This is a genomic window from Pseudarthrobacter leeuwenhoeki, from assembly GCF_055412885.1.
Genome location: NZ_JBVAYY010000008.1, coordinates 174,518 through 199,297 on the forward strand (window position 1 = coordinate 174,518; position 24,780 = coordinate 199,297).

The 24,780-nt window shown below is 68.3% G+C and carries 25 protein-coding genes and 1 tRNA gene; 10 read left to right on the forward strand and 16 right to left on the reverse strand.

Going from position 1 to position 24,780, the window contains the following annotated elements; translation table 11 throughout:
- Positions 1 to 29: 29 nt before the first annotated feature.
- On the reverse strand, positions 30 to 1,229 hold the full coding sequence (locus ACZYX4_RS09205; protein WP_463875269.1) for a site-2 protease family protein: 1,200 nt from the start codon (positions 1,227 to 1,229) through the stop codon (positions 30 to 32).
- Positions 1,222 to 2,007 (reverse strand): HAD family hydrolase, encoded by a 786-nt coding sequence (locus tag ACZYX4_RS09210; RefSeq protein WP_463875270.1) that lies wholly within the window; start codon positions 2,005 to 2,007, stop codon positions 1,222 to 1,224. The genes ACZYX4_RS09205 and ACZYX4_RS09210 overlap by 8 nt, the downstream gene beginning before the upstream one ends.
- Positions 2,008 to 2,137: 130 nt before the next feature.
- On the opposite strand from ACZYX4_RS09210, the gene ACZYX4_RS09215 reads away from it, so the two are divergent.
- Positions 2,138 to 3,043, forward strand: coding sequence for a PAC2 family protein (locus ACZYX4_RS09215; RefSeq protein ID WP_463875271.1), 906 nt, complete (start codon positions 2,138 to 2,140; stop codon positions 3,041 to 3,043).
- On the opposite strand, the gene mshC is transcribed toward ACZYX4_RS09215, so the two are convergent.
- Both mshC and ACZYX4_RS09225 read right to left on the reverse strand, forming a co-directional pair.
- Positions 3,040 to 4,320 carry a cysteine--1-D-myo-inosityl 2-amino-2-deoxy-alpha-D-glucopyranoside ligase gene (gene mshC, locus ACZYX4_RS09220; RefSeq protein ID WP_463875272.1) on the reverse strand — a complete coding sequence of 427 codons (1,281 nt, stop codon included), beginning with the start codon at positions 4,318 to 4,320 and terminating at the stop codon, positions 3,040 to 3,042. The genes ACZYX4_RS09215 and mshC overlap by 4 nt on opposite strands.
- Before the next feature lie 15 nt (positions 4,321 to 4,335).
- Entirely contained in the window at positions 4,336 to 5,169 is an 834-nt protein-coding gene (locus ACZYX4_RS09225; RefSeq protein WP_463875273.1) for an undecaprenyl-diphosphate phosphatase, read from the reverse strand.
- A 52-nt stretch (positions 5,170 to 5,221) separates the two neighbouring features.
- Between ACZYX4_RS09225 and ACZYX4_RS09230 the strand changes: the two genes are divergently transcribed.
- On the forward strand, positions 5,222 to 6,157 hold the full coding sequence (locus tag ACZYX4_RS09230; protein ID WP_463875274.1) for an aldo/keto reductase: 936 nt from the start codon (positions 5,222 to 5,224) through the stop codon (positions 6,155 to 6,157).
- A gap of 22 nt (positions 6,158 to 6,179) precedes the next feature.
- Here ACZYX4_RS09230 and ACZYX4_RS09235 read toward each other — a convergent pair whose 3' ends face one another.
- Positions 6,180 to 6,440, reverse strand: a complete 261-nt coding sequence (locus ACZYX4_RS09235; RefSeq protein WP_463875275.1) for a hypothetical protein — start codon at positions 6,438 to 6,440, stop codon at positions 6,180 to 6,182.
- Positions 6,441 to 6,479: 39 nt separating this feature from the next.
- Between ACZYX4_RS09235 and ACZYX4_RS09240 the strand changes: the two genes are divergently transcribed.
- Positions 6,480 to 6,713, forward strand: a complete 234-nt coding sequence (locus tag ACZYX4_RS09240) for a DUF5703 family protein (protein ID WP_463875276.1) — start codon at positions 6,480 to 6,482, stop codon at positions 6,711 to 6,713.
- Positions 6,714 to 6,736: 23 nt separating this feature from the next.
- Here ACZYX4_RS09240 and ACZYX4_RS09245 read toward each other — a convergent pair whose 3' ends face one another.
- A complete protein-coding gene (locus tag ACZYX4_RS09245) occupies positions 6,737 to 7,900 on the reverse strand; it encodes an acyl-CoA dehydrogenase family protein (protein ID WP_463875277.1) in 1,164 nt (387 codons plus the stop codon).
- A 19-nt stretch (positions 7,901 to 7,919) separates the two neighbouring features.
- On the reverse strand, positions 7,920 to 9,224 hold the full coding sequence (locus ACZYX4_RS09250; protein WP_463875278.1) for a M20/M25/M40 family metallo-hydrolase: 1,305 nt from the start codon (positions 9,222 to 9,224) through the stop codon (positions 7,920 to 7,922).
- Positions 9,225 to 9,387: 163 nt separating this feature from the next.
- On the opposite strand from ACZYX4_RS09250, the gene ACZYX4_RS09255 reads away from it, so the two are divergent.
- Positions 9,388 to 9,470, forward strand: a tRNA-Leu gene (locus tag ACZYX4_RS09255).
- A 206-nt stretch (positions 9,471 to 9,676) separates the two neighbouring features.
- On the opposite strand, the gene ACZYX4_RS09260 is transcribed toward ACZYX4_RS09255, so the two are convergent.
- From ACZYX4_RS09260 to ACZYX4_RS09270, 3 genes are all read right to left on the reverse strand, one after another.
- The gene (locus tag ACZYX4_RS09260) at positions 9,677 to 10,129 is read right to left on the reverse strand and encodes an SRPBCC family protein (protein ID WP_463875279.1); all 453 of its coding nucleotides are present in this window, start codon (positions 10,127 to 10,129) and stop codon (positions 9,677 to 9,679) included.
- Between the two features lie 183 nt (positions 10,130 to 10,312).
- The gene (locus ACZYX4_RS09265) at positions 10,313 to 10,723 is read right to left on the reverse strand and encodes a hypothetical protein (protein ID WP_463875280.1); all 411 of its coding nucleotides are present in this window, start codon (positions 10,721 to 10,723) and stop codon (positions 10,313 to 10,315) included.
- A 601-nt stretch (positions 10,724 to 11,324) separates the two neighbouring features.
- The gene (locus tag ACZYX4_RS09270; protein ID WP_463875281.1) at positions 11,325 to 11,579 is read right to left on the reverse strand and encodes a hypothetical protein; all 255 of its coding nucleotides are present in this window, start codon (positions 11,577 to 11,579) and stop codon (positions 11,325 to 11,327) included.
- Between the two features lie 513 nt (positions 11,580 to 12,092).
- On the opposite strand from ACZYX4_RS09270, the gene ACZYX4_RS09275 reads away from it, so the two are divergent.
- Positions 12,093 to 12,641, forward strand: a complete 549-nt coding sequence (locus ACZYX4_RS09275) for a hypothetical protein (RefSeq protein WP_463875282.1) — start codon at positions 12,093 to 12,095, stop codon at positions 12,639 to 12,641.
- Between the two features lie 73 nt (positions 12,642 to 12,714).
- Here ACZYX4_RS09275 and ACZYX4_RS09280 read toward each other — a convergent pair whose 3' ends face one another.
- From ACZYX4_RS09280 to ACZYX4_RS09290, 3 genes are read right to left on the reverse strand one after another with little or no spacing between them, the layout of a single operon-like run.
- The gene (locus tag ACZYX4_RS09280) at positions 12,715 to 13,680 is read right to left on the reverse strand and encodes an alkaline phosphatase family protein (RefSeq protein WP_463875283.1); all 966 of its coding nucleotides are present in this window, start codon (positions 13,678 to 13,680) and stop codon (positions 12,715 to 12,717) included.
- Between the two features lie 16 nt (positions 13,681 to 13,696).
- Complete coding sequence (gene malQ, locus ACZYX4_RS09285) at positions 13,697 to 15,853, reverse strand: 4-alpha-glucanotransferase (protein WP_463875284.1); 2,157 nt, start codon at positions 15,851 to 15,853, stop codon at positions 13,697 to 13,699.
- A gap of 9 nt (positions 15,854 to 15,862) precedes the next feature.
- Complete coding sequence (locus ACZYX4_RS09290; RefSeq protein WP_463875285.1) at positions 15,863 to 16,402, reverse strand: hemerythrin domain-containing protein; 540 nt, start codon at positions 16,400 to 16,402, stop codon at positions 15,863 to 15,865.
- Positions 16,403 to 16,573: 171 nt separating this feature from the next.
- Between ACZYX4_RS09290 and ACZYX4_RS09295 the strand changes: the two genes are divergently transcribed.
- The 5 genes from ACZYX4_RS09295 to ACZYX4_RS09315 all read left to right on the forward strand — a co-directional run bounded on the left by ACZYX4_RS09295 (position 16,574) and on the right by ACZYX4_RS09315 (position 20,807).
- Entirely contained in the window at positions 16,574 to 16,960 is a 387-nt protein-coding gene (locus ACZYX4_RS09295) for a TraR/DksA family transcriptional regulator (protein WP_463875286.1), read from the forward strand.
- Positions 16,957 to 17,736, forward strand: a complete 780-nt coding sequence (locus tag ACZYX4_RS09300) for a M50 family metallopeptidase (RefSeq protein WP_463875287.1) — start codon at positions 16,957 to 16,959, stop codon at positions 17,734 to 17,736. The genes ACZYX4_RS09295 and ACZYX4_RS09300 overlap by 4 nt, the downstream gene beginning before the upstream one ends.
- Positions 17,737 to 17,745: 9 nt before the next feature.
- Complete coding sequence (locus tag ACZYX4_RS09305; protein ID WP_463875288.1) at positions 17,746 to 18,810, forward strand: glutathione S-transferase family protein; 1,065 nt, start codon at positions 17,746 to 17,748, stop codon at positions 18,808 to 18,810.
- 131 nt (positions 18,811 to 18,941) lie between these two features.
- Positions 18,942 to 20,009, forward strand: coding sequence for an FUSC family protein (locus ACZYX4_RS09310; RefSeq protein ID WP_463875318.1), 1,068 nt, complete (start codon positions 18,942 to 18,944; stop codon positions 20,007 to 20,009).
- Between the two features lie 147 nt (positions 20,010 to 20,156).
- Positions 20,157 to 20,807, forward strand: coding sequence for a maleylpyruvate isomerase family mycothiol-dependent enzyme (locus ACZYX4_RS09315; protein WP_463875289.1), 651 nt, complete (start codon positions 20,157 to 20,159; stop codon positions 20,805 to 20,807).
- A gap of 252 nt (positions 20,808 to 21,059) precedes the next feature.
- Here the strand turns inward: ACZYX4_RS09315 and ACZYX4_RS09320 are convergent, their stop codons facing one another.
- Genes ACZYX4_RS09320 through ACZYX4_RS09330 form a run of 3 tightly spaced genes read right to left on the reverse strand, consistent with a single transcriptional unit; the run spans position 21,060 to position 24,757 of the window.
- Positions 21,060 to 21,971: a MaoC family dehydratase gene (locus tag ACZYX4_RS09320; RefSeq protein ID WP_463875290.1), complete on the reverse strand. Its 912-nt coding sequence runs from the start codon at positions 21,969 to 21,971 to the stop codon at positions 21,060 to 21,062.
- A complete protein-coding gene (locus ACZYX4_RS09325) occupies positions 21,968 to 23,323 on the reverse strand; it encodes a 3-oxoacyl-ACP reductase (protein WP_463875291.1) in 1,356 nt (451 codons plus the stop codon). The genes ACZYX4_RS09320 and ACZYX4_RS09325 overlap by 4 nt, the downstream gene beginning before the upstream one ends.
- A 9-nt stretch (positions 23,324 to 23,332) precedes the next feature.
- Positions 23,333 to 24,757 (reverse strand): acetyl-CoA C-acetyltransferase, encoded by a 1,425-nt coding sequence (locus ACZYX4_RS09330; RefSeq protein ID WP_463875292.1) that lies wholly within the window; start codon positions 24,755 to 24,757, stop codon positions 23,333 to 23,335.
- Positions 24,758 to 24,780 lie beyond the last annotated feature (23 nt).

Below are 24,780 nucleotides of genomic sequence, written 5' to 3' on the forward strand. Positions count from 1 at the left end.
GGCCGGAAATACACGACCGGCAGGTAACTCTACCGGCTTTGGCCGAACATCCGTTTGCCGGACCCCGGAATCCTGCCCGTCAGGGCGCCCAGGACCGCGGCTTGGCGCAGCAGGCCCGTTACGGTTCCGTCGCGGTCGACGACGGCGTACTCCAGGCCGTCGAGCTGGGCCAGGTACTGGATCAGTTCCTGTCCTTTGGACCACTCCGGCACGTAGGCACCCTCCCCGAGCGCGTAGGACACGGCCGTGAGGGGCGTCGTGGCGGCGGCGGCGGCGGGAACAGAAGCGAGGGCCCCGGCCTCCACCACGGCAGCCGGCCGCCCGTCCGGGCGGTAGAGCACAACGGCGGGGCCTTCCCCCGTGGCAGGATCCGGGGCCAGCGCCAGCACGTCGGCCACGGAAGCCCCTTCCGGGAGGCCCACTGCGGGTTCGGCCAGCGCGCCGGCTTCCACGAGCGGCAGCCTGCTCCGCAGCTTGGCCTGCTCAATGGAGGCGGTGGCGCCCATCCAGAGGAAGCCGCCGACGAGGAACGTGATCAGCATCAGGGAGATGTCCGGCCGGTCGCCGCTGAGCAGGGGCAGGGCCACGAACCAGACCACGAGGGCGATTACGATGATCCGCCCGCCCCAGCCGGCCGCCACAGTGCCCTTTTCCTGGCTGCCGGTCAGTTTCCAGACGGCGGATTCAACGAGCCTGCCGCCGTCCAGCGGCAGCCCCGGCAGGACGTTGAAGATGCCGATCAGCAGGTTGGCCCAGACGAAGATGTTGGCCAGAATCCCCGCGACGCCGGTGAGGTCGCCGGCCGTCAGCAGCAGCCAGCCGCCGGCGGCGAGGACAAAGTTGGCCGCCGGACCCGCCATCGCGACGACGACGGAACGCCCGGGTGACGCAGTGAAGCTCTCAAACTGCGTATGGCCGCCCCAGAGGTTGAGGACGATCTTTTCGCTGGGCCAGCGGTAGATTTTCGCGGTCAGTGCGTGCGCGAGCTCATGCACCAGGACGGAAATCAGCAGCAGGACAGCGTAGGCGAACGCCACGAAGTAGGCGCCGATGCCGAGGGAGGGGTTGTTCGCCTGCAGCACCGGGCCGTAGATGATCACCGTGAACGCGGCAATGATGAACCACGAATAGGCGAGGATCACCGGGATGCCGCCGATCCGCCCCAGCGGGATCCCCTCCTTGCGGTCCTGTTTCCGGGGATCCCGGCCGCGGGTGTCGGTGTCAGTCATGGACCGGCACCTTAGCCGCGCCGAGTTCCGGCCGTCTGTCCGGGGCCGCGTCGATGCCGCTGGCCGTGCCGAAGGTTGCGTCCGGGAATTCGTGGCGCAGGGCGACAAGCTCTTCGAGGTCGGCAACGGTCCGCCCCGCCAGGGTGTCCCACCTGGCATGGCGCGGATTGTGTGGCAGCGGCATGATGTGCGGGATGGCGACGGTCAGCACGCCGGAGGCGACGGCGGCCGCCACGCCCGGCTCGGAGTCCTCCAGCGCGATGCAGTGATGCAGCTCGAGTTCCGGGTCCTGTTCCTGCAGCAGTACGACAGCCTTGAGGTAGGCCTCGGGGTGTGGCTTGCCCTGCGTGACGGTGTCGCCGGTGACGAGGAAATCGAAGTAGGGTCCGGGCAGGCTGGCCACGATCTCACGGGCCAGCGGGGCCTCGGACATCGTCACCAGGGCGCAGCGGATCCCCGCGGTGTGGAGCTCCTCCAGCAGTTCGCGGGCACCGGGGCGCCACGGCACGGAGGTGCGGACCTGGCGGATGACGTGGTCCGTCAGGATATCGATGATTTCCCGGCGCCCCAGCGCCACCCCGGCGTCCTGCAGGATGCCCGCGGAGAAGACCAGTGACTGGCCCACCAGCTGCATGGCCTTCTCGTGGGACCACTGCCCGCCGTGCGCGGCAACCAGGGCGTGTTCGGCCTCGATCCAGTACGGCTCGGTGTCGACGATGGTGCCATCCATGTCCCAGAGCGCGGCTTTGAGGAGGGGCTGGGGGGCTGAGGATTGCATGCTTTCCAGTCTACGGGGCGGCCCTGTGAGGGGCCTGATACTACGCCTACGGCGAATATCGGCCGCGGGCCGCCGATTTCCTGCGCTTCATTCCCTGCAGGGCCCGGGTCCTTGGACGTAGGGTGATGGGATGAATAGCTTCGAGGTAGACCCCGCGGAAACGGGCGGCGCGCCCGAGCCGGAACGGCTGCTGCAGCCCGTCCCCGAGGGCCGGCGCATCACGGTGATGCTCGCCGCCTTTGAAGGCTGGAACGACGCCGGGGAGGCTGCGAGCGATGCCTTGCGATACCTCAACAAGATCTGGGGCGGCAAGAAGGTCGGTTCGGTCGACGCCGATGAGTACTACGACTTCCAGTTCACCCGGCCCACGATCCGCCGCACCTCGTCCGGTGAGCGGAAGATCAAGTGGCCCTCGACCCGTATTTTCAAAGCCAGCGTTCCCGACTCCAACGTGGACGTCATCTTCGTCCAGGGCACCGAGCCGTCGTACAAGTGGCGGGCCTACACCGCCGAACTGCTGGTTCATGCCGAGGCACTCCATGTGGACTACGTCATCCTTGTCGGCGCCCTCCTCGCCGACGTGCCGCACAGCCGGCCGATCCCGGTGAGCGCGTCGACCGATGACCCTGCGCTGCGTGAACGGATGGACCTTGAGGCCTCGCAGTATGAGGGTCCCGTGGGGATCGTGGGTGTCCTCGCCGAGGTCGCGTTGCTGGCCGGGCTGCCGACGGTCTCACTCTGGGCCGCCGTGCCGCATTACGTGGCCCAGGCGCCTTCCCCCAAGGCACAGCTGGCGCTGCTGCACCGGATCGAGGAGCTCCTGCAGGTTCCGCTCGACACCCAGGAGCTCGTCGAGGAATCCGACGCCTGGGAACGGGGCGTTGACGAGCTGGCCACCGAGGACCCCGAGATCGCGGCGTATGTGCGCCAGCTGGAGGAAGCGAAGGACACCGCCGACCTCCCGGAGGCCAGCGGCGAGTCGATCGCCCGGGAATTCGAGCGCTACCTCAAACGCCGCGGCAAGGACAAGCCCTAGAGCTCGACGCCCAGCAGGGCGTTGATGGCGTCGCCCACCAGGGCGGCGTCCGGGGCGGATCCGGCGCCGCCGTCCGCGAGGGCCGCCTTAGCCCAGTCATCGACGGCCGCGACAGCTCCCGGGGCGTTCAGTTCGTTTGAGAGTTCGGCCCGCAGCCGGGATACCAGCCCGGTGGCCGAGCCTTCGGGCGCGACGTCCAGGGCAGCCCGCCAGGTGCGGAGCCTTTCCTTGGCCTGGGCGAACCCGGCCTCGGTCCAGGACCAGTCGCTGCGGTAGTGGTGGGCCAGGATGGCCAGCCGGATCGCTGCCGGCTCTTCGCCGGCGGCGCGGAGTTTGGAGACCAGGACCAGGTTTCCCTTGGACTTGCTCATTTTCTCCCCGTCGAGCCCCACCATGCCGGCGTGCGCGAAGTGCTGTGCCAGCGGCACGCCGGACAGGGAATAGGCATGCCCGGCGCCCATCTCGTGGTGCGGGAAGATCAGGTCCGAGCCGCCGCCCTGCACGGTGAACGGGGCGGGCAGGTACTTCTGGCCGATGACGGTACATTCGATGTGCCAGCCTGGCCGGCCCTCCCCCAGCCCGTCGCCGGGCCAGCTCGGTTCGCCCTCGCGGGCGACCCGCCAGAGCAGCGGGTCCAGCGCCTGGCGTTTCCCGGCCCGGCCGGGGTCACCGCCCCGTTCGGCAAAAAGCCCGAGCATCTCGGCCTCGGACAGACCGGAGACGTCGCCGAGGGTCCAGGCGTCCGTGGCCTCGGCGGAGTGCTTGCCGGCGGCTTCGACGTCGTAATAGACGTCCCCGTCCGGCTCGCCTGCGCCACCGGCCACCCGGTAGGCCAGATCCCGCTGCACGAGCCGTTCGATCGCGGGAACAATCAGCGGAATGGCTTCCACAGCACCCACATAATGGTCCGGGGCCAGCACGTTGAGGGCTTCCATGTCTGTCTGGAAGAGCTCGATCTGGCTGGCTGCCAGATCGCGCCAGTCCACGCCCGTGGCCGTCGCGCGCTCCAGGAGGGGATCGTCGACGTCGGTGACGTTCTGGACATAGGAGACCTGCTGGCGGCCGTCGCGCCAGGCGCGGTTGAGCAGGTCGAACGCGACGTAACTGGCCGCGTGGCCCATGTGTGTGGCGTCATACGGGGTGATGCCGCAAACGTACATCGACTGTTCACCTGCCGCCCCGAGCGTGACGACGCTGCCCTTGGCGGTGTCGAAGAGGCGGAGCGCAGGCATGCTGCCCGGGAGCTGGGGAACGGGGCGGGAGATCCAAGACTTCACAGCCCAAGCCTAGTGCTAGGCGCTGATGACGTTGAAACCGAGCAGCAGGTACAGGGCCAGGCCCAGGAGAATCCGGTACCAGACGAAGAGCCGGTAGCCGTGGGTCGAGACATACTTCAGGAACCAGCCGATGATGATATAGCCCACCACAAAGGCGACGGCCGTGGCCAGCGCCGTTTGCGGGAGGCTGTAGGGGCCGGTGATGCCGTCCGCAGAGACCACTTTGTAGAGCTGGTACAGGCCGCTGCCGAACACGGCGGGGATTGCCAGCAGGAAGGAATAGCGGGCCGCCGCTTCGCGGGTGTAGCCCATCAGCAGGCCGGCGGTGATGGTGCCGCCGGAGCGGGAGACCCCGGGGATCAGGGCCATGGCCTGGGCCAGACCGTAGAGGATGCCGTGTTTATAGGTCAGCTGGGTGAGATCGCGTTCCTGGCGTCCGATCGCGTCGGCGACGGCGAGGATCATGCCGAAGACAATCAGCATGGTGGCGACAAGCCAGAGGCTGCGGAGCACGGACTCGATCTGGTCCTGGAACAGCAGGCCGAGGACGATGATGGGCAGGCTGCCCAGGATCACCAGCCAGCCCATCCGGGCGTCAGGGTCCTGCCGCGAGACTTTACCTGTCAGCGATCCGGCCCATGCCGTGACGATCCGCACAATGTCGCGCCAGAAGTAGACGATGACGGCGGTTTCCGTGCCCAGCTGGGTGATTGCCGTAAAGGCTGCCCCGGGATCAGCGGCGTTGGGAAGGAAGGAGCCAACGATCCGCAGATGGGCGCTCGAGGAAATCGGGAGAAATTCTGTCAGTCCCTGCACAAGGCCCAAAAAGGCCGCTTCAAACCAGTTCACGTAGATAGACCCTACGTCATGAAGGCGTCCGGACCCCCGTAAGCTTGCTGACATGCAGCAGCGTTATGTCGGCAACAGTGGGTTGCGTGTGTCCGCCCTTTCCCTCGGCACCATGTCCTGGGCCCGGGAAACCGATGAGCAGAATGCTTCGGCCCTGCTTCGCACCTTTATGGACGGCGGCGGAACCCTGATCGACACGGCCGCGTCCTACGGTGACGGCCAGGCTGAAGCGATGCTGGGCGGAATGCTGGGCGACGTTGTTGCCCGCTCCGAAGTGGTGATCTCCACGAAAGCCGGACTGTCGACGTCGGACGGCCGCCGCGGCGTCGACACATCCCGGAAAGGGATGCTCTCCGGCCTGGACGCAAGCCTCGCGCGGCTGGGCACCGACCACGTGGACCTCTGGTTCGCGCAGGCCTGGGACCCCAACGTCCCGCTGGAGGAGACCCTGTCCGCGCTCGAATTCGCCGTCCGCTCGGGCCGTGCCCGCTATGCGGGAGTCTCCAACTTCAGCGGCTGGCAGACGGCCAAGGCCGCAGCCGTTGCGGGTTTCCCGCTGGTCGCGAACCAGTCGGAATACTCCCTGCTGCACCGCTCCCCCGAAGCTGAACTCATTCCTGCGATCGAGGACGCCGGCCTGGGCCTGATGGCCTGGGGCCCGGTGGGGCGCGGGGTGCTGAGCGGCAAGTACCGCGGGCACATTCCCGCGGATTCACGGGCAGCCCATGCGCGGCTGGCCGGCTATGTGGAGCCGTACCTTGAAGGGACCTCGTCCAGCGTGGTGGAGGCCGTTGCGATGGCGGCGAAGGGGCTGGGCCGGACCGCCCTCGACGTCTCGCTGAGCTGGGTGCTGTCCCAGCACGGTGTGGCGACGGCGATTGTGGGGCCCCGCACGCCGGTGCAGCTCAAGGAGATCCTGGATTCCACGCTGGCACCGCTGCCGCCGCAGATCGCCCAGGCCCTTGAGGACGTGTCCAGCCCCGCCTGAGCGGCGTCCGGACTGGCCCAGGTCACTGGAGGATTTCGAGTTCTTCCTCGTCGTCGACGTCGTCGTCCTCGTCATCGCCGTCGTCATCAAGGACCCCAAGCCCCGTCACTTCGCCGTACGCCTCATAGAGGGAGTCGTCGTAGACTTCAAAGGCATCAGCAACGACAAAAAACGCAGCCTCGACCGCGGGGTCCCCGGGCCCCCGGCGTGCTGACGCAGCGGCGAGGTGTTCTTCCAGGGCAGCCGTCAGGGCTTCAAGCGCGACACGCGGATCGATGCTCATGACTTCACGTTAGCCGTAAAAGGAAGAAAATGGAGAGCAATGAAGGAACATTTTCTTAGCAGCTCAGTCCGGCGGGAACGGGACTATGTGAGGCAGTACGAGTACCTCGTACTGACGGTAAGTCCTGACGAATCCCTGCCGGAAGCTCACCGCCGCCTGGTGGAACACTCCGAATACGGCAAGTGGGAACTGGAGCGCAGCGTGCTGTACCTGGGTGGAGGCCGACGCTTCTGGCTCCGCCGCCGGGTCACCCAGGTCCAGCGGACCGTCTAGGGTCCAGGAGTCCAGCGGACCGTCTAGGGCGACTTGAGCGGTCCCAGCCACGCGTTGGCCACGGTGTTGTGCGCCGATTCGCCGTCGGAGGGCTGGAATATTCCCGCCAGCACGTCACGGTACAGCCGTTCCAGTTCGGAGCCGCGGAAGTAGCTGGATCCCCCGGACACCCTGATGGCCAGGTCCACAACCGTGCGGGCCGTCTCGGTCGCACTGACTTTGAGCCCGACCAGTTTCGGGAACCACTGGCTGCCGTGGTCGGCCAGCGCGTCGACGTCCGCGGCGACACTTGAGAGCTGGGGGTACAGCGCGTCCATCGCCATGGCAGCGTCTGCCACCTTCCAGCGGATGTCGGGATCCTGGGCGTAACTGCGCCCGGCGTTTTTGAAGGACGTCCGCCGTTTCACGGCCTCAATGCCCAGGGTGAGGGCCCGCTCGCCGATGCCCGTGTAGACCGCGGCCAGCAGCGTCTCGAAGCAGGCGAAGATGGCGAAGGGCAGCGGGTCCGCGTTGGGGCCGACCGGCAGCTTGCGGAAGATCCGCTCCGCCGGCACCACCGCGCCGGCCAGGACCGTGGTGTTGGACTGGCTGGCCCGCATGCCCAGGGTGTCCCAGTCGGCCAGGATCTCGTACCCGGGCGTGTCCCGGGTGAGGAAGCCGTGGACCAGCTGCCCCTCACCGTCCGCGGCAGAGGCGTCCTTCCCGAAGATCCCCAGCCGGGTCCACGCCGGCGAGAGGCTCGTGAAGATCTTGCGGCCGGTGAAGGCATATCCCCCGCCGGCTTGCGGGACAGCCGCGGTGCGGGAGTCGAAGAGCACCGAGTCGTTCCCCGCCTCCGAGTTCCCGAACGCGAAGATCTCACCCTGCCCGGCCTCCCGGAGGACGAAAGCGAGTGACGAATCGCCCCGGGCGGCCAGGAGGTGCGCGACGCCGGTCCAGACCAGATGCATGTTGATCGCCAGCGCGGTGGCTGGCGCCGCCGTCGCCAGCCGCCGCTGCAACTGCGCCGCCGCCGCGAGCCCGAGTCCCAGTCCGCCGTCGGACGCTGGAACGAAGATTTTCAGGTAGCCGGCCGCCGCCAGCTCCGCCAGGTCCTCGTGGAAAAAGGCGTTGTCTCGGTCGTAGCCGGCGGCGCGCCCGCGGATCCGTTCCAGCAGGGCATCGGGCAGGACGTCTTCAGGGTTCATGGGCGGTAACTTTCGGGCTTCAGTAATTGGTGAGCAGGGTATCGAGCACCCGGGCGCCGAATTTCAGGGAGTCGGTGGGGACGCGTTCGTCCACACCGTGGAACATCCCGGTGAAGTCCAGCTCGTCCGGGAGCTGGAGCGGCGCGAAGCCGTACCCGGTGATGCCCAGTCGGCTCAGGGACTTGTTGTCCGTGCCGCCGGACAGTGTGTAAGGCAGGACTTTGGCGCCCGGGTCCTCGGCGTGCAGCGCGTCGATCATGGAGTCCACGAGGTTCCCGGCGAACGGGACCTCAAGGGAGACGTCGTTGTGGACGTAGCTTACGGCCACGCCCTTGCCGGCCAGTTCGCGGACGACTTCGAGGACGTGCTCCTCCTGGCCGGGCAGGGTCCGGCAATCGATGAGGGCCTCCGCGGATTCGGGGATCACATTGTGCTTGTAGCCGCCCTTGAGCAGGGTGGGGTTGGTGGTGTTCTGCAGGGTGGCGCCAACGAAGCGGGCCACGGTGCCGAGCTCCTTGAGGATCTTGTCCGGATCGTCGGGATCGAATTCCACGCCGGTGAGTTCCGTCACGCCGTCGAGGAACTGCCGCGTGGTGGGCGTCAGCTCCACCGGCCAGCGGTATTCCCCGATCCGGGAAACTGCGCTGGCCAGCCGCGTGACGGCGTTGTCCGTGTTGATCTGGGAGCCGTGGCCCGCGCGGCCGTGCGCGACGAGGCGCAGCCAGGACAGGCCCTTTTCGGCGGTCTGGAGCAGGTAGGTGCGCTGGCCGCCGATGGTGGCCGAGAAGCCGCCGACCTCGGAGATGGCCTCGGTGGCGCCGTCGAAGAGTTCGGGCCGCTTCTCGATCGCGTAGCGGGCGCCGAAGGTGCCGCCGGCCTCCTCGTCGGCGAAGAACGCGAAGATGAGGTCCCGCTTGGGCTTGCGTCCGGTGCGGGCGAAATTCCGCAGAACGGAGAGGATCATGGCGTCCATGTCCTTCATGTCCACGGCGCCGCGGCCCCAGATCATGCCGTCCTTGAGTTCCGCGCCGAAGGGGTCCACCGACCACTGCTCACGGAGTGCGGGGACAACGTCCAGGTGCCCGTGGACCACGAGGGCGCTGGCGGAGGGGTCCTCACCAGCCAGCCTGGTCACCACGCTGGCGCGGCCCGGGGCGGCCTCGAAGATCTCGGCGTCCAGCCCCACTTCGGTCATCAGTCCCGCGGTGTATTCGGCGGCTGCCCGCTCCCCCGGGCCGGAACCGTCGCCGTAGTTGGACGTGTCGATCCGGATCAGTTCCTGGCAGATCCTGACGACTTCGTCCTCGGGCCTGATATCAGTCATGTTTCACTCCTCGTGGCGTCGGCTCTGTTGCTGGCTTCAGCCTACCCACATGCCCGCTGACGCCCCGATTGTTTGTTTCGGGAAAGTTCATGCTAGAGTCTTTCTCGCTGCTTCGGAGAAAACCGTAACGCTGAAAGGCGAAAAGGTTCACCGAATACCACCTGCGCGGGTGGCGGAATGGCAGACGCGCTAGCTTGAGGTGCTAGTCCTCGAAAGGGGGTGGGGGTTCAAGTCCCCCTCCGCGCACAGAAGGAAAACCCCCAGAATCCACGGATTCTGGGGGTTTTTTCTGTTCCCGTCCGGGCGGGCTCCGGTTTCGCCCACGCGGGTGCTGAAAAGCGGCTGCCAGCCGGGGCAGGAGCCACCTTGCTCCGTGCTGGTTCATGTCTGGAGGATCAGGCCGGCGGGCCGGCCTTCTAAGGTCAGGTGTACGGCCCTCGGGCAATTCCTCTTCAGGGCGCGGGGAGACTGCGGAATTCGGCGACGAGCTCCGGGTTTTCGCAGGCGCGCGCGAAGGCGTATATGCGCCGTTCGATCTCCTTGCCCAGCAGCCAGGCTCCAATGCGTTCGGCGATCGGTTGCAGCCACGCCGGGTGGCAGGTGAAGGTGTACTTCCAGACAGCACGGGTCCCGCCGTCCTCTGGGCTGAACCGCCAGCCGCCGCCGAACTTCTCGAAGACGTTCTTCGGCGGGATAAAGGAGACGTACTCGCTGACCATAACCAGGCCCACGCGGGACACGGTCCGGGTGCGGACGCCTTTGCCGGCGGCACGGGCGCCGTTGAGCCAGCCCTGCGCTGAGATGAAAGGATCCCATTTGAGCCGGAAGCCACCGGTGGTCCGGGAGAACGCGAAAGCCGTCCCCGGGTCGAGGCGAATGAGTCGTTCGGCACGGACCTGTGGCATGGGTGTCAGCCTATCCGGGGTTGGGCAGCGGAGGGTGGACGTGCCGGTCTGTGGCGGTGAACAGCGCCGCGGGTGCGCCGCCGGCGGCCTGAGCTGGCGACCTGAGCTGCGGACGTGAGGTCCAGGCCGGGAAGTATTTCCATACCCGTCATGTGTGCGGAGGCGACATCCGCTCTGCCCGGCTCAGCGGCCCTGGAGCCAACGCTCGTACCTGGGACCGCGCTCCATCAGCAGCTTCCTGGCCCGCATGATGAGAACGCCGGTCAGTGGGGCCCAGACCCACATCATGGCGAGGACTGGGATGACGTCGGGCGCCAGCCCCCGGGGCATTCCGAACGCGAACGCAAGAACGATGACCGTCATGACGATGTTGGAACCGATGGCCACCCCTTTGTTGATGCGGATCGACTGCTCCGCACGGGCTACGTCCGTTGACGGCTTCGGGAGCTTCCGGCTAAACCGCTTCGGCGCTGAGGCCAGACAGCCGAGGGCCGCGAGGGCCAGCCCCACGAGAGCCACGCCGACGCCCGTTTCGGGGTCCTCTCCGGTCGCTACGGAGACCAGTGCGTAAACGGCGCCGGCGGCTGCCAACATGCCGCCGTACATCCAGGAGCCCATGACCCACGCGCTGGGCGTATCCGAGGGCGTAGTTGTCGGCCGTCGGCCCGGGGCGTGGCCCGCTCTTAGCGCCCAGCATCCGGACTCCCTTCGCCAGTTGCGGAAGAGGATCTGGTCATCGGTCATCGGCTCTCCAGTGTTCGGTGGCGGCCTCGGATCATCCTGCCGACGGTTTCCCGCAGCGGTATCCATGGGCCAGCTCGGCAGGTCACGTCGGCCTGGCTTAGGTTGGGCCGGCGGCGGTGCCGGTGTCGACCTGGTCTTTCTTTTGCCTGGCTGGCGTTCCCGGGCTCGGAGGTCTCTCACGGTACAGCTCTGAACTGCGCCGGCCGCATCTGAACCGATTTTTCCCGCGCCGCCGTCGCGTGGTGCAGCGTGTTGGGCCGGCGGTAACCGCGCGTCCGGCACAGCTGACGGGACCGATCCGGGAAGTTTTGGTGGGATCGACTGTGCGGGCGAACGATGTGAGGCAGCTATTCGCCCACAGCCTGGCGCCCTGCCTGAAGACAGTGCGCCGGTGTGCGGCACCACGACACCGACTCCCGCCGGGCCTGCCAGGATAAGCCGCTTCGGCGGCTCAGGCGCCGCGCTTCTCCCGCGACAGCCCAATCCCCATGACGATGAGGACGGGGGCGGCCAGGAGAAGGGAGGTCACCAACAGCGCCGCACCGAAGTACGGCACTGTCAGGCCGACGAGCCCCAGCAGCACGGCGAAGCCGGCGAGGCTCAGCGACGTTATTGGCGGGCCCTGGTTCCGGCTGCGCTGGTTGGCCAGGAGCACGATGCCGGCAGTGACGTTGCCCAGTGCCGCAACCAGAACGAGGAACGACATGAACCCCGCGCCGCCTTCCTCGAAACCGGCGATGGACGGGATGAACAGCCAGGTGCCCAGCAGAATCCCGACGATGCCGGAGGAGACCCGGTGGCCGGAGGACTTTGGTTTCCGCAGGCCGGCGGGGCCCCACGGCGCGGGGGGGGGGGGGGGGGGGGGGGGGGGGGGGGGGGGGGGGGGGGGGGGGGGGGGGGGGGGGGGGGGGGGGGGGGGGGGGGGGGGGGGGGGGGGGGGGGGGGGGGGGGGGNTGGTGCCAGCGGAATCGGCGGGATGTTCTCGGTCAATGTTCCCCCATGAGTAGTAGTTCGCTGCCAGATTACAGCCGGCAGGCGGTCAGGGGACGGACAGCGGCCGTGGAGGGCCGTGCTGTTGTTCATACTCTCGACAGACGGCCGCAGCTAGACTCAGACCTCACGGACAAGGCTGGGGGAACCATATGAGTACACCTAACGAGCCAGCTCGCACAGGATCTGGCCGACTGAACAAACCAACCCTCGCAGCCATGCTGGTGCCATGACGCCGACCGCAGATCCCGTCAACGTCTTCGTACAGACCGGCCCCGCCGAGTGGTGGCAGGTTCTTGCCGCCCTGGGTCCGCTTGCCGTGCTGCTCGCGGCCGTCATCGGTGCCGTCATCAGCCTGCGCACCCTGACTCAGCGCGCCGCCGCTGACACGGCCGCACTGGCCCAGCAACGGGAGGCGGACAACCGCAGCGAATGGTGGACCCGCACCCAGTGGGCGCTCGACGGCTCCCTCTCCGCTGACCCGCGCCGGGCCGAACTGGGCCTGGGGGTCCTGGCGGTCCTCGCCGGCAGTGCACTGGCCAGCCCGGAGGAACTTGAGATCATCACGGTTGCCTGGGCGGACCCGCTGGACCGCGCACTGGCCCGGCCGGCCATCGCCCCGCCGTCGGAAGCCGCAGACCCTCGGCACCGTGCCGCCTCCCGCGACCCCGGCGTCCAGATCGCCGCCGCGAAGCTCCGCCTCGTCACCGACCGCCGCCTCGGCCGGTCCACCCCGGAGGGGGTCAAGGACCTTGCCGCCGGAACGCTGCAGCGTTAGTCCCGGGCATCGGGCGACAGCGCCGGCGGCCGCGCAGAACGCACCCTGAAGCATCGCAGCCAGCTGGACTCGGCTATTTCAGCAGTTCGGCCATGCCCGCGGCATCCCGGTCATTGTCCGTCAGCGGATCCAGGCCCCAGGCGTCTTCAACCGTGCGCAGCAGGGAGTAGTGCGTGAAGCGGGTATCCGAGGTGTAGCCCTTCCGCGCCGCGGGACCGGCGAAGACCGTGGCAACCTGGTTACTGGACCCGCTCCCTTCGTCATAGGTGACCACCAGAAGGGAGTTCTTTGAGGTGAACGCCGGTGAGGCGAGGATTTTGGGAACCTGCCGGGACAACCAGTCGTCGCCGGTCCGGACCGGGCAGTCATGGGTGCTGCTGCACATGTCAGGAGTAATGAAGACGTAGTCCGGCAGGGTTCGGGCAGACTTCAGGTCATCGTCCAGCCAGCTCAGGGGCACCACATGGTTGGCGCACGACTCCCTGTTATCCGTCACGGACGGATAGTACATAAACGGGTTGTGCTTCACCGCGTATCGTCCGGAGTCCTCGGCCAGGCACGGCCCGGGCATCCCTTCGGCGTATATCCGCCAGTCCCTTCCCGACAGGGTGATTTCGTCGGCAATAGTCCTCACATCGGCCTGGCAGCTGTCTGCGGCGGGTCCGCAATTCCTCGTGATACCGGCAGTGGTGCCGCTGGTCAGGGCGATGTAATTCGGCAGGCTGGGCCGCGTTACTGCGTGATAGTTGGCTGCCAGGGCGTAGTCCTTCGCCAGGCTGTTCAGGTACGGCGCATCCTCGGCTCCCAGAATCCGGCTGGCTGCCTTGTTCTCCATGACGATGATGACCACATGGTCGACGGTCCGCCGGGCGTAAGCGGACGGAGACGCGGTATCCGTGGCTGGGGGTGAGGAAGCGGCGCCGGACGGGACCGGCGTCGACGGCGGCGGGGAGGGCGCCGGCCCGGGACCGGTGCACCCGGCCAGAAGCAGTCCCAGCGCGAGGACAATGGCCGGGGCGGAAATGCCAACGCGCCTCACTGCGACCCCACCGCCGTTAGGCGTCCGGATGCAGCGCGGACCGGATGGTTCCGACGAGTGAGCGGAATCCGGGATTGGCCTGCAGCGCATCCAGCAGGACGGGTCCCCGCGGACCGGCCAGTGGAATGCGCCAGTTGGGGTACTGCGTGTCGGTCCCGGGCTGGTTCTGCGTCCGGGTCTCCCCCACCGCGTCCACCAGTGCAACGCCCAGCAGGGACGACGGCGTGAGGGTCGTGAAAGCGTAGAGCGCCTCGACGGTGGCCTGCACGTCCTGGTGCCCCGGCTCCGGCAGGAGACCGCGTTCCCGCAGGAGCCCGAGCACCGCCTGCTGCTCGGCAGCGGCCTCAGCGCGTTCCTCGTCCACCGGACGCTGCAGCAGGCCCAGTGATTCTCGGAGGGTGACGTGTTCGCCGGCCAGGTAGCCGGCCGTCGGGGGCAGGTCGTGGGTGTTGACGCTGGTCAGGCACTGACTTCGGTACCGCTCCGGCGGGATCGGGCCGTCGGCGTCGTGCTCGAACCAGAGGATGGACGTGCCGAAGATGCCGCGTTCCGCCAGGTAGTCCCGCACCCACGGCTCAAACACCCCCAGGTCCTCGCCGATCACGATCGCTCCGGCCCGCTGCGCCTCCAGGGCGAGGATGCCGATCAGCGCCTCGTGGTCGTAGTAGACGTAGGTGCCGTGCTCCGGCCCGGCACCTTCCGGGATCCACCACAGCCGGAACAGGCCCAGAATGTGGTCCACGCGGATTCCGCCGGCATGGCGCAGCACCGTACGGAGCATGTCCCGGTAGGCGGCGTACCCTGATTCGGCGAGCCGGCCGGGGTGCCACGGCGGCTGGGTCCAGTTCTGCCCCTGCTGGTTGAACATGTCCGGCGGGGCGCCGACCGTGACGCCCCGGGCCAGCACTCCGGCTAGAGACCAGTCGTCCGCACCGCCCAGTTTTACGCCGACCGCCAGATCGTGGATGACGCCGATTTCCATGCCCGACAGCCGGGCCGAGCGCTGGGCGGCTTCAAGCTGGACGTCGCAGAGCCACTGCAGCCAGCGGTGGAACTCGATCCGCCCGGCAAGCAGGGCCCGCTGTTCCTTGCAGTAGGTGGTGTCCGGCGCGGACGCGGCCCCGGCCCACTGCGGGGCGTCCGGGGCCAGCTTCTCGGCCAGGGCGCACCAGAGGGCGAAGTCGTCGAGTCCCTGGCCCTGTTCGGTGCAGAAGTCCGCAAACGCGCGTGCGCGGGCAGGGTCGCGCGTCACTCCGAAGACCAGCTCGAGCGCGGTCAGTTTTGCCCCGAAACTGGAGTTCCGGTCCAGCAGCCCGGTGGAGTGGTTCGCGGAGTGTTGTCGTGCGGCCAGCCGCTCTATGTCGGCCCGGCCGGCCGGGTCGAGGTAGCCGTATTCGGGGATCTCCTCCACCCGAAGGTAGAGCGGGTTGAAGTAGCGCCGTGTCGTGGGCAGGTAGGGCGAGTCCTCGACCGGCGGCCGGGGCTCGGCGGCGTGCAGCGGGTTGACCAGCAGGAAACCGGCGCCCTCCTGCCCGGTCATGGCGGCGAGGTCTGCGAGGTCCGCGAAGTCACCGATGCCCCAGGACCGGGATGACCGTACGGAATAGAGCTGTGCCGTCAGTCCCCAGTTCCGCCGCCCGGCGAGCGCCCCGGTCGTTTGGAGCCGTTGCGGTGTGACGACGAGCGGGCACTGGGCTGACGTGCCCTCGTTGTCCGCCAGCAGGGTGTGCCAGCCGAGGGGCACATGGTCCGGGACCGCGAAGGTCGCCCGGCCGGTGAGGACGCCGTCGACGTCGACCGGCGTGTCCCAGTTCTCCCGCTGCGTGGTCTCGTACCGCGTGCCGTTTTCGGCGACGATCCAGACGCTGACGGCGCTTCCGTGCGGTACGTGGACGTTGACGTGGAGCTCCTGCCCTTCACGGGCGACGGCGACCGGAGGCAGCAGGCGCCGCCACGGGGCCTGGCGGGCCTCGGCCAGGGACCGTTCCATCTCGTCCGGTTCCCCGGCGGGGACGCCCAGTGCGGCCAGGACGCCGCGCAGCGTGCTGTCGGCGACGGAGCGTTCGACGCCGTCCCAGCCCCAGTAGCTCGTTCCCACCCCGTGGGCCGCCGCAAGTTCCCGCAGCAGTACGGCGGCGCTGGGCCCGTTGTCGTCGTGCATACCATCAGTCATGGGCCAACTCTAGACGGTGCCCCCGTGCCCCGTCCCGGGTCGATGGACGTGGGTTTCGCCCACCAGCTCGTGCAGGCCCTCGACGGCGCGCGCCAGGGACAGCTCGGGGGACGCGACGATAAACGGCATCAGGAGCCGGTTCTCCTTCTCCAGATGCAGGGCGAAGATGTTCCGGATGGAGCCGGCGGCCACTGCGGCATCCACCCCGGCAGATCCCCGCAGTTCCTCGACCAGGCCGACGATCACCTGGTGCTCGGCCAGCATGCCCTCCACGAGCAGTTTTCCCTGCGGCAGTTCCCGGGGCGCGCTGTACAGCGGGCCCTCCTCGGCGAGCGCATGCGGGACAAGATCGGTCTCGCACCACTCCACCAGCACCTCATGGGCATCATGCTCCGCCACGGCGTCCCCCGTCCGGACGGCGCGGACGAGTGTCGCCGTCAGCGCGTCGAGGCGCTTGAGCATGCCCGCATGGTGCTGCTCCACCGCCGCGAGGGCCTCGGCGTCCTCATCAGCATTCTTGTTGACGGTGCTGGCCGCTGGCTGATCCATAACGCCTCCCGGGTCTGCTGGAGAGGGGCCCGCCCCGCTCTCTTCCCCACTGTACGGCGGAGACCCATGCGGGCACCGGGCCTTTCGGCCCAGCCATGTGAAGCCGGCCCGCTGCGGATTCCGACGCCGGCTTTAGACTCAGCCGCAGCGTCCGCGCTAGCCTTGCAGCCTATGGTCGACCTCGAACGGTTCCGGATCCTCCTCCAGGAGGAGCGCCACCGGAAACTTGCCCTCCTTCCCGCGCTGCGCCGGGACATCTCCTCGGTGAATGCCGCCCGGCAGGATTCCAATGTCGACGACGAACACGATCCCGAGGGGGCGACGATCGCGTTTGAGCTCTCCCAGGCCTCGGCACTGCTGGAGCAGAGCCGTCTGGGCCTCGTGGAGATTGAGGCGGCCCTGGCACGGATCGACGCCGGCACCTACGGCGTCTGCGCCGTAGGCGGGGAACACATCGCGGAGGGCAGGCTGGAGGCCCGGCCCTGGACCCCGTACTGCATCCGGCACAGTGCCGGGCCGGCGGGCGCCGCTGGACGCCCGGACCGGACCTCAGCATGAGAAATCCAGCCGAGACCTGGTGGAACCGGATTGTCGCAGGATTCTCCCAGTCCCCCGTCCCGCACGTCACCGGCACTGAACTGGCCCTGGTCATCCTCCTGGCCGTCGCCCTTTCCCTGCCGCGGGTGACCTGGCGGTACTTCGGGTTGCTGGCCACCGTGACCCATGAGCTCGGCCACGCGTTCGCGGCCCTCATGACCGGGCAGCGCCTCGGCGGCATCCACCTGAGCCTGGACCATTCGGGCACCACCACCACATACAGCCGGAGACCCCTGGCCGCCGTCTGGTCCACGTTCTGGGGATACCCGGTGCCGGCCGTTGTCGGCGCCGCAATGGTCTGGAGCGGCTTCAACGGCTGGGGTCCGGCGGCGATGTCACTCGGGACCCTGATCCTGCTGGCCTCGTTCCTGTTCATCCGCAACGGCATCGGTCTGCTGATCACCGCCGCCGCGGTCCTGGCCGCCGCCCTGCTGGTGCTGTTTGTCCCGCCCGAATTCAACGGCCATGTCATGATCGTCCTGGGCCTGGCGCTCCTCGTCGCCGCCGTCCGGGACCTCGGCAAGCTCGCCAATGTGCACCTGTCGCGGCGGGACCGGCTGGCGACGTCGGACGCGTACCTGCTCTTCCGGGCCACCCGCATCCCCGCCGCCGTCTGGATCGTCCTGTTCGCCGCCGTCGTCGGTGCCGCCTGGTGGGTTGCCTGGCAGCCGATGTCGCAGGTTTTCGCAACTCTGCCGCTGCTTGCAGTGCCGGGACACGGCGGCCCCCCGGCATAGGCTGGGACCATGAGCACAACACACACGGACGACCCGGGATTCAGCACCAAGGGTGCCTACGTGACCGGAGGTGCGGAGTTCAGCCGGGACACCAACTACATCGAGGACCGGATCACCCGCGACGGCGCCCCCGGCCGGAACGGTGAGCCCGGCTGGCCGGTGGAGCCGGGACGCTACCGGCTGATCGCGGCCCGCGCCTGCCCGTGGGCCAACCGGACCGTGATCGTGCGGCGGCTGCTGGGCCTCGAGGACGCCATTTCGCTCGGCCAGCCCGGCCCCACCCACGATGCACGCTCCTGGACCTTTGACCTGGACCCGGACGGCAGGGATCCGGTGCTGGGCGTGGAGCGGATCCAGGAGTCCTACTTCCGCCGGTTTCCGGACTATCCCCGCGGCATCACCGTGCCCGCCATTGTCGACATTGCCAGCGGCCAGGTGGTGACCAACGACTTCCCGCAGATCACCCTCGACTTCGCGACCGAATGGACCGCGTACCACCGCCCCGGTGCCCCGGACCTGTACCCGGCGGCACTGCGCGGGGAGATCGAGGCGGTCAACAAGCGGGTCTTCACCGAGGTGAACAACGGCGTGTACCGCTGCGGCTTCGCCGGGTCCCAGGAAGCCTACGATGCCGCCTACGTCCGGCTCTGGACCGCCCTGGACTGGCTGGAGGAGCGCCTCACCGGACAGCGGTACCTGGTGGGAGACACGATCACCGAGGCCGACGTCCGGCTCTTCACGACGCTGGCACGCTTCGATGCCGTCTACCACGGGCATTTCAAATGCAACCGGCAGAAACTCAGCGAGATGCCCGCACTGTGGGCCTACGCCCGCGACCTGTTCCAGACCCCGGGGTTTGGCGACACCACCGACTTCGTGCAGATCAAGCAGCACTATTACATCGTCCACGAGGACATCAACCCCACCGGGATCGTTCCGGCGGGTCCGGAGCTCGGCAATTGGCTGGCCGCCCACGGCCGTGACGCCCTCGGCGGACGCCCCTTCGGCGGGGGAACGCCGCCAGGGGCGGTCCGTGCCGGGGAGGAAGTCGCTCCGGGGCACGGGGCGGACTAGACCGAAGGGCGCCAGGGGCGGGGTTCGTCCAGTTGTCGCAGCAACATCCCAGCCCTAGGCTGAATCGGGTGACAACTACAGACGAGGCCGCGCACACCGGCGGCCCCTCCCTGCTGCGGCGGCTCCGGCGGATGGTGGCCGGCAACATCCGCGCAGCGCTGCTGTGGCCCCGGCTGCAGCTGGCCCTGAAGGCAGGGCTGGCGGCGGGCATTGCCTTCGCCATTGCACCGTTTATGCCCGGCTCCGCGGCCGATTACCCCTATTACGCCCCGCTGGGCGCCCTGGTGGCGATGTACGAAAACGTCGCCGGTTCCATGAAGCAGGGTGTGCAGACACTCGCGGGGCTGGCCATCGGGGTTGGGCTGGCCTTCGTGCTGTTCATTCTGGGCAGCCCGACGCCGCTGACGGTCGGTGTCGTGATGGCTTTCGGGGTCGTCCTCGCCGGACTCCCGAATATTGGCGCGGGCCGGGACTGGATCCCGACGGCGGCGCTCCTGGTCCTGCTGGTCGGCGGCCACAATCCGGACCAGTTCTCCTTCGGCTATCTCCTTCAGATGGCCGCCGGGGTCACCGTGGGCATCCTCGTGAACCTGCTGGTGTTCCCGCCGCTGCACTTCCGCGCCGCCGAGCTCAGCATCGCCGAACTGCGCCTCGCGCTCGCCCAGCAGCTCTGGGACATGGCCAAGGCGCTGAAGGAGAGCTGGCCGCCGGAACACGAGGACTGGTCACAGCGGTCCGGCGCCCTCGAAGCGTCCGCGCGTTCCGTCCGCCTGGCCGTGGAGAAGGCGGACGCCAGCCGGCAGGCCAACCCCCGGCGCCGGCTCCATCCGCGGGACATTGAGCTGGACTACCGCAACCTGCGGGACCTGGAACAGGTGACCTTCCACGTCCAGGACGTGACGCAGGTGCTCTCGGACGTCATCTGGGCCAGGGACTCTCCCTTTGTGGTGCCGGATGAATACGCTGCGCCGCTGGCCGACGCCATGGCCGCCGTCGGCGATGTGCTGGAGGCGGTCGAAAAGGGGAGCCCGGACCGCCATTCGGAGCTTGCCGAAGAGGCCGACGCCGCCGTCAAGGCCCTGACTTCACGCGTAGGGGCCGGGGAAGCGGCAACCGACGCCCCCAGCGCTGTCGAATCGATCCTGTTGAGCCTGCACCGGATGCTTCGCTTGGTGAAGGCCGCCGCGGACAAGAAGTAGCGCACGGGGTTCCCGGCAGGTACGGGGCTTAGCGTGACTTTCTCTGAGGCGTTTTCGTCCTACCGATGATTTGCTGTGCTTGAATGCGTCTATAAGAAGCGAGCGTGGGAGCGAAGCCACGAAAGTCGAACAGGGGAACCGGACGTCATGGCGAAATCTTTGGACGGCCACCTTTGGGCTCTAGCGCATGCTGAGCGCGCCGCGCTGGCGGAGGACCTGGCAGTCCTTAGCCCGGAGCAATGGCATCACGGGACTCTATGTGGGCGGTGGGATGTCGAGCAAGTCGTCGCGCATCTCACTGCCGCAGCGAGTCTGAACCAGTGGCAGTGGCTGCGCAGCATGCTGGGTGCGCGCTTCCGCCCTGACGTGCACAACCAACGCCGACTGGAGGAGCACCGCGGTAATACCTTGGCCGAAACCCTGGACCGGTTTCGCGCCGTCATCAATAGCAGCATCGCACCGTCCTCCGACACTCCGGCCTATCTGGGGGAGGTAGTCGTACACGCTCAAGACATCCGCCACCCGCTGGGGCTTCCCCGTACTCCGAGCATTGACGCGTTGACACCCGTCGCGGAGTTCTACGCGCGCCGCGACTTCACAGTGGCCAGCCGCACGCACGCTGCCAGTCTGCAATTGAGGGCAGATGACGGGCCCTTCATCACAGGTACGGGAGCGCTGATTACTGGGTCGACCCTCGCGCTGGTGATGACGATGGCCGGACGCGTTCCTTACCTTGAGGACCTCCAGGGTCCCGGCGTGCCGACTCTTCGGTCACGCCTCGGCAGGCACCGCACTTGAACCGTTCCGGCAGCAGGATGACACTGTGGCCCTGTTGCTCCTGTATCCGGAAGGCAGATAAATGTCCGACTTGCCCCAGACATCTTCGTCCTCGTTGCGGCTGGTGACAGCACCGTCACCAACACCCCGTTTGGCGTGAATTTTCCGGGGATCGGTCCTCAGGCCCCGGAACGCTGGCAACTGCGCAGACAACGACGGCGGTGCCCTCCCCTGCGGGCGGACACCGCCGTCGGCATCTGCGGCCGGGTGGAACTAGAGCGCTGCCACCGATCCGCTGAAGTGTTTGCGTCCGGACCGCGAATTCCAGGCGACGTAGTCCGAGCGCCGCCATGCCCCGTCAGTGTCCTGGCCGGTGCTGATGCCCAGCGCAACGCGGGCCGGCAGGAACACCGGCGCCTCGAAGGCCACATCCCAGCTGAAGGCGTCGCCCTTGGCGGCCCCCACATCGGCGAGGGCACGTGACGCCAGGTACATGCCATGCGCAATCGATCGTCGCATACCCAGGGCCTTGGCCGAGAGGACGCTCAGGTGGATCGGGTTGAAGTCGCCGGAGACGGCGGCGTAGGCCCGGCCCGCGTCGACGCCCAGCTCCCACAGCGCGGTCGGATCCGGCGCCAGGAAGTCCGCCGCAGCCGACGCGGCCGTGGGCTTGTCGATTCCGGGCAGGAACACGCCTTTCGCCAGGTAAGTGGAGACACCGCGCCAGCTCACGGCGTCCTCGCCCGCCCGACGCACTTCCGCGACGAGGTCCAGCTGGGTGCCGGACCGGTGCCCGCGCAGGTTCTCCGCCCGGGCATGGATGTCCAGGGCCTCGGTGAACCGGAGCGGCGCGGACTGGACCACGTGGTTTTGCAGGTGGATCATTCCCAGCAGCGGCAGCGGAAAGTCATCCCGGTTCATCACGCTCATGGCCAGCGGGAACGCCAGCGCATGGATGAAGCCGGCCGGCAGGACGTCGCTCGCGGTCTCGCCGATCAGGTGCTGGTACGCGGTGAGGTTTTCCACCGATGCCCTGACGCCGCGGACCTCGTGCCGTGCCTCCGGGAGCCCGGCGCCCGCATGGGTGCCGAGAACCCGGCGGCGGGCGGCGGTGGCTGCCGCGTTGACGTAGAGCTTGGACAGCGACGGCATCTCCCCCAGGATGACGGGCAGTGGTGGGGTCATGCTCCCACCAGATTCTGCCCGCAGACCCGCAGGACCTCGCCGGAGATGCCCCCGGCCGCGTCGCTGGCCAGGAACGCGATGGCCTCGGCGACGTCGCCCGGCCGGCCGCCCTGCTGCAGGGAGTTCAGCCGGCGGGCGATCTCGCGTGTGGCGAAGGGGATCTTCGCGGTCATCTCCGTCTCGATGAAGCCCGGGGCGACGGCGTTAATGGAGCCGCCGTGCGTGCCGATCAGCGGAGCCGTGGCCCGGACCATGCCCATCACGCCGCCCTTGGAGGCGGCATAGTTGGTCTGGCCGCGGTTGCCGGCGATGCCGCTTGTTGAGGCGACGGAGACGATCCGCGGGGAGCTCCGGAAATGCTCGGAGGCCAGCAGTGCCCCGTTGATCCGCAGCTGCGCGGCGATGTTGACCGCGATCACCGAGTTCCAGCGGCCCTGGTCCATGTTGGCAAGCAGCTTGTCCCGGGTGATGCCGGCGTTGTGGATCACGATGTCCAGACGCCCGTGACGTTCCACGGCGTGGTCGATGATCCGCTGCCCGGCGTCCTCGCGGCTGATGTCCAGCTGCAGGGCCGTGCCGTGCACCTCGTTGGCCACGGCGGCGAGGTGGTCGCCGGCGGCCGGGATGTCGACGACGACAATCGTGGCGCCGTCGCGGTGGAGGGTGCGCGCAATCGCGGCGCCGATTCCGCGCGCGGCTCCGGTCACGACGGCGACTTTCCCCGCGAGTGGCTTCTCGGCGTCGGCCGGCAGCTGCCCTTCGGCGGAGCTGACGGTGAGGAACTGCCCGTCGATGAACGCGGACCGGCCGGAGAGGAAGAACCGGAGCGCTCCGAGGGTGCTGGGGCTGGTGGTGCCGGCGCCGTCGGAGAGCAGGATGCCGTTCGCGGTGGCGCCGGCACGGAGCTCCTTGGCCAGCGAGCGGAGGAGCCCGTCCACGCCCTGGCGGGCTGCGGCGGCGGCCGGGTCCGCAGTGGCTGGATTTGCAGCATCCGCCGCCGCGCGGGAGACGGTGATGACGCGGGCGTTCGCTGTCAGGTCCCGGAGGGACGTGGCAGCGGTGAGCACCGGCTTTTCCAGGTCTTCCGGACGGCCCAGTTCATCCAGTACGAGGATGATGGCGCCGAGCTTTTCCTTGGGCACCGCGTGGCGCCGCACATCGAGATTCCAGGACAGGAGCGTCGAGGCCAGCGCATCGGCGCCGCTGCCGCCTCCCTGGACCAGGACGGGCCCGCTCACGAGCGGCTGTCCCGGCTGGTGGCGGCGCAGCACCACCGGCTGGGGCAGCCCAAGTTTCCGGGCAAGGTCTTTGCCCGGGCCCTGGCTCACGAAGTGGGTGTATTTGTCGGTCATCGGATCCCCCTAGGATGCTTCGAGAATAGCGACGACGCCCTGGCCGCCGGCGGCGCAGATGGAGATGAGACCGCGGGCCGGGCGGCCGTCAACGCGGCCCTTGGTGTGCAGCATTTTCGCGAGCGAGGCGACGATCCTTCCGCCGGTGGCCGCAAACGGGTGGCCCGCTGCCAGGGAGGATCCGTTGACGTTGAGCTTGGACCGGTCGATGCTGCCGAAGGCTCCGTCCAGCCCCAGCCGGGTGCGGCCGAATTCATCGTCCTCCCACGCAGCCAGGGTGCTCAGCACGGTACCGGCGAAGGCCTCATGGATCTCGAAGAAGTCAAAGTCGTCGAGGCTGAGACCGTTGCGGGCCAGCAGCCGGGGTACGGCGAAAGCCGGAGCCATCAGGAGGCCGTCCTTGCCGTGAACGAAGTCGACCGCCGCCGCCTCGCCGTCGACGACGGTTGCCAGCTTGGGCAGATCATGGGCATCCGCCCAGTCCTCGGCCGCCAGCAGCACGGTGGAGGCGCCGTCCGTGAGCGGGGTGGAGTTGCCTGCCGTCATGGTGGCCGCGGCGCCCAGGTTCTTGCCAAAGACGGGCTTGAGGGTGGCGAGCTTCTCGAGGCTGGTGTCGGCCCTCATGTTGGAGTCCCGGGTGAGGCCGCGGTAGGGGGTGAGCAGGTCATCGAAGAAGCCTGCGTCGTAGGCTGCGGCGAGGTTGCGGTGGCTGTTGAAGGCCAGTTCATCCTGCGCCTCCCGGGTGATCTTCCACTGCGCCGTGGTCAGCGCCTGGTGTTCCCCCATGGACAGGCCGGTGCGCGGTTCGCCCGTGTTGGGGGCGTCCGGGGACAGGTGCTTGGGCCTGAGGCGGCTAAGGGCCTGCAGCCGCTGCGGCAGCGTCTTGGCCCGGTTCAGGTCAAGGAGCACTTCGCGCAGGCCCTCGCTCACGGCGATGGGGGCGTCCGAGGCGGAGTCGACGCCGCCGGCGATCGCCGAATCGATCTGGCCGAGCTTGATCTTGTTGGCGAGGCCGAGGACCGTTTCCAGCCCGGTGGCGCAGGCCTGCTGGAGGTCGTAGGCGGGGGTCTCGGCCGAGAGCGCGGAGCCCAGCACGGCTTCACGCGTCAGGTTGAAGTCACGGGAGTGCTTGAGCACCGCCCCGGCGGCAACCTCGCCGATGAGTTCGTCCTGCAGCCCGAAGCGGGCGACGAGCCCGTCCAGGGCTGCGGTCAGCATGTCCTGGTTGGAGGACTTGGTGTACGCCCCCCCGGTCCGGGCGAAGGGAATGCGGTTGCCGCCAACGATGACAGCCCTGCGGAGCCGCGGCGCTGCCGGTCCTGCCGGTGCAGCGGCGTTTGCCGCGGAAGGGGAGGCTGCTGCCGTGACGGCCTCGGGCGTCGCCGGGGCGGTTGATTCCTTTGGTCCGGGTGCGGACTGTCCGTTGACGGACATGGGCTGTCTCCTTTGATCTAAGC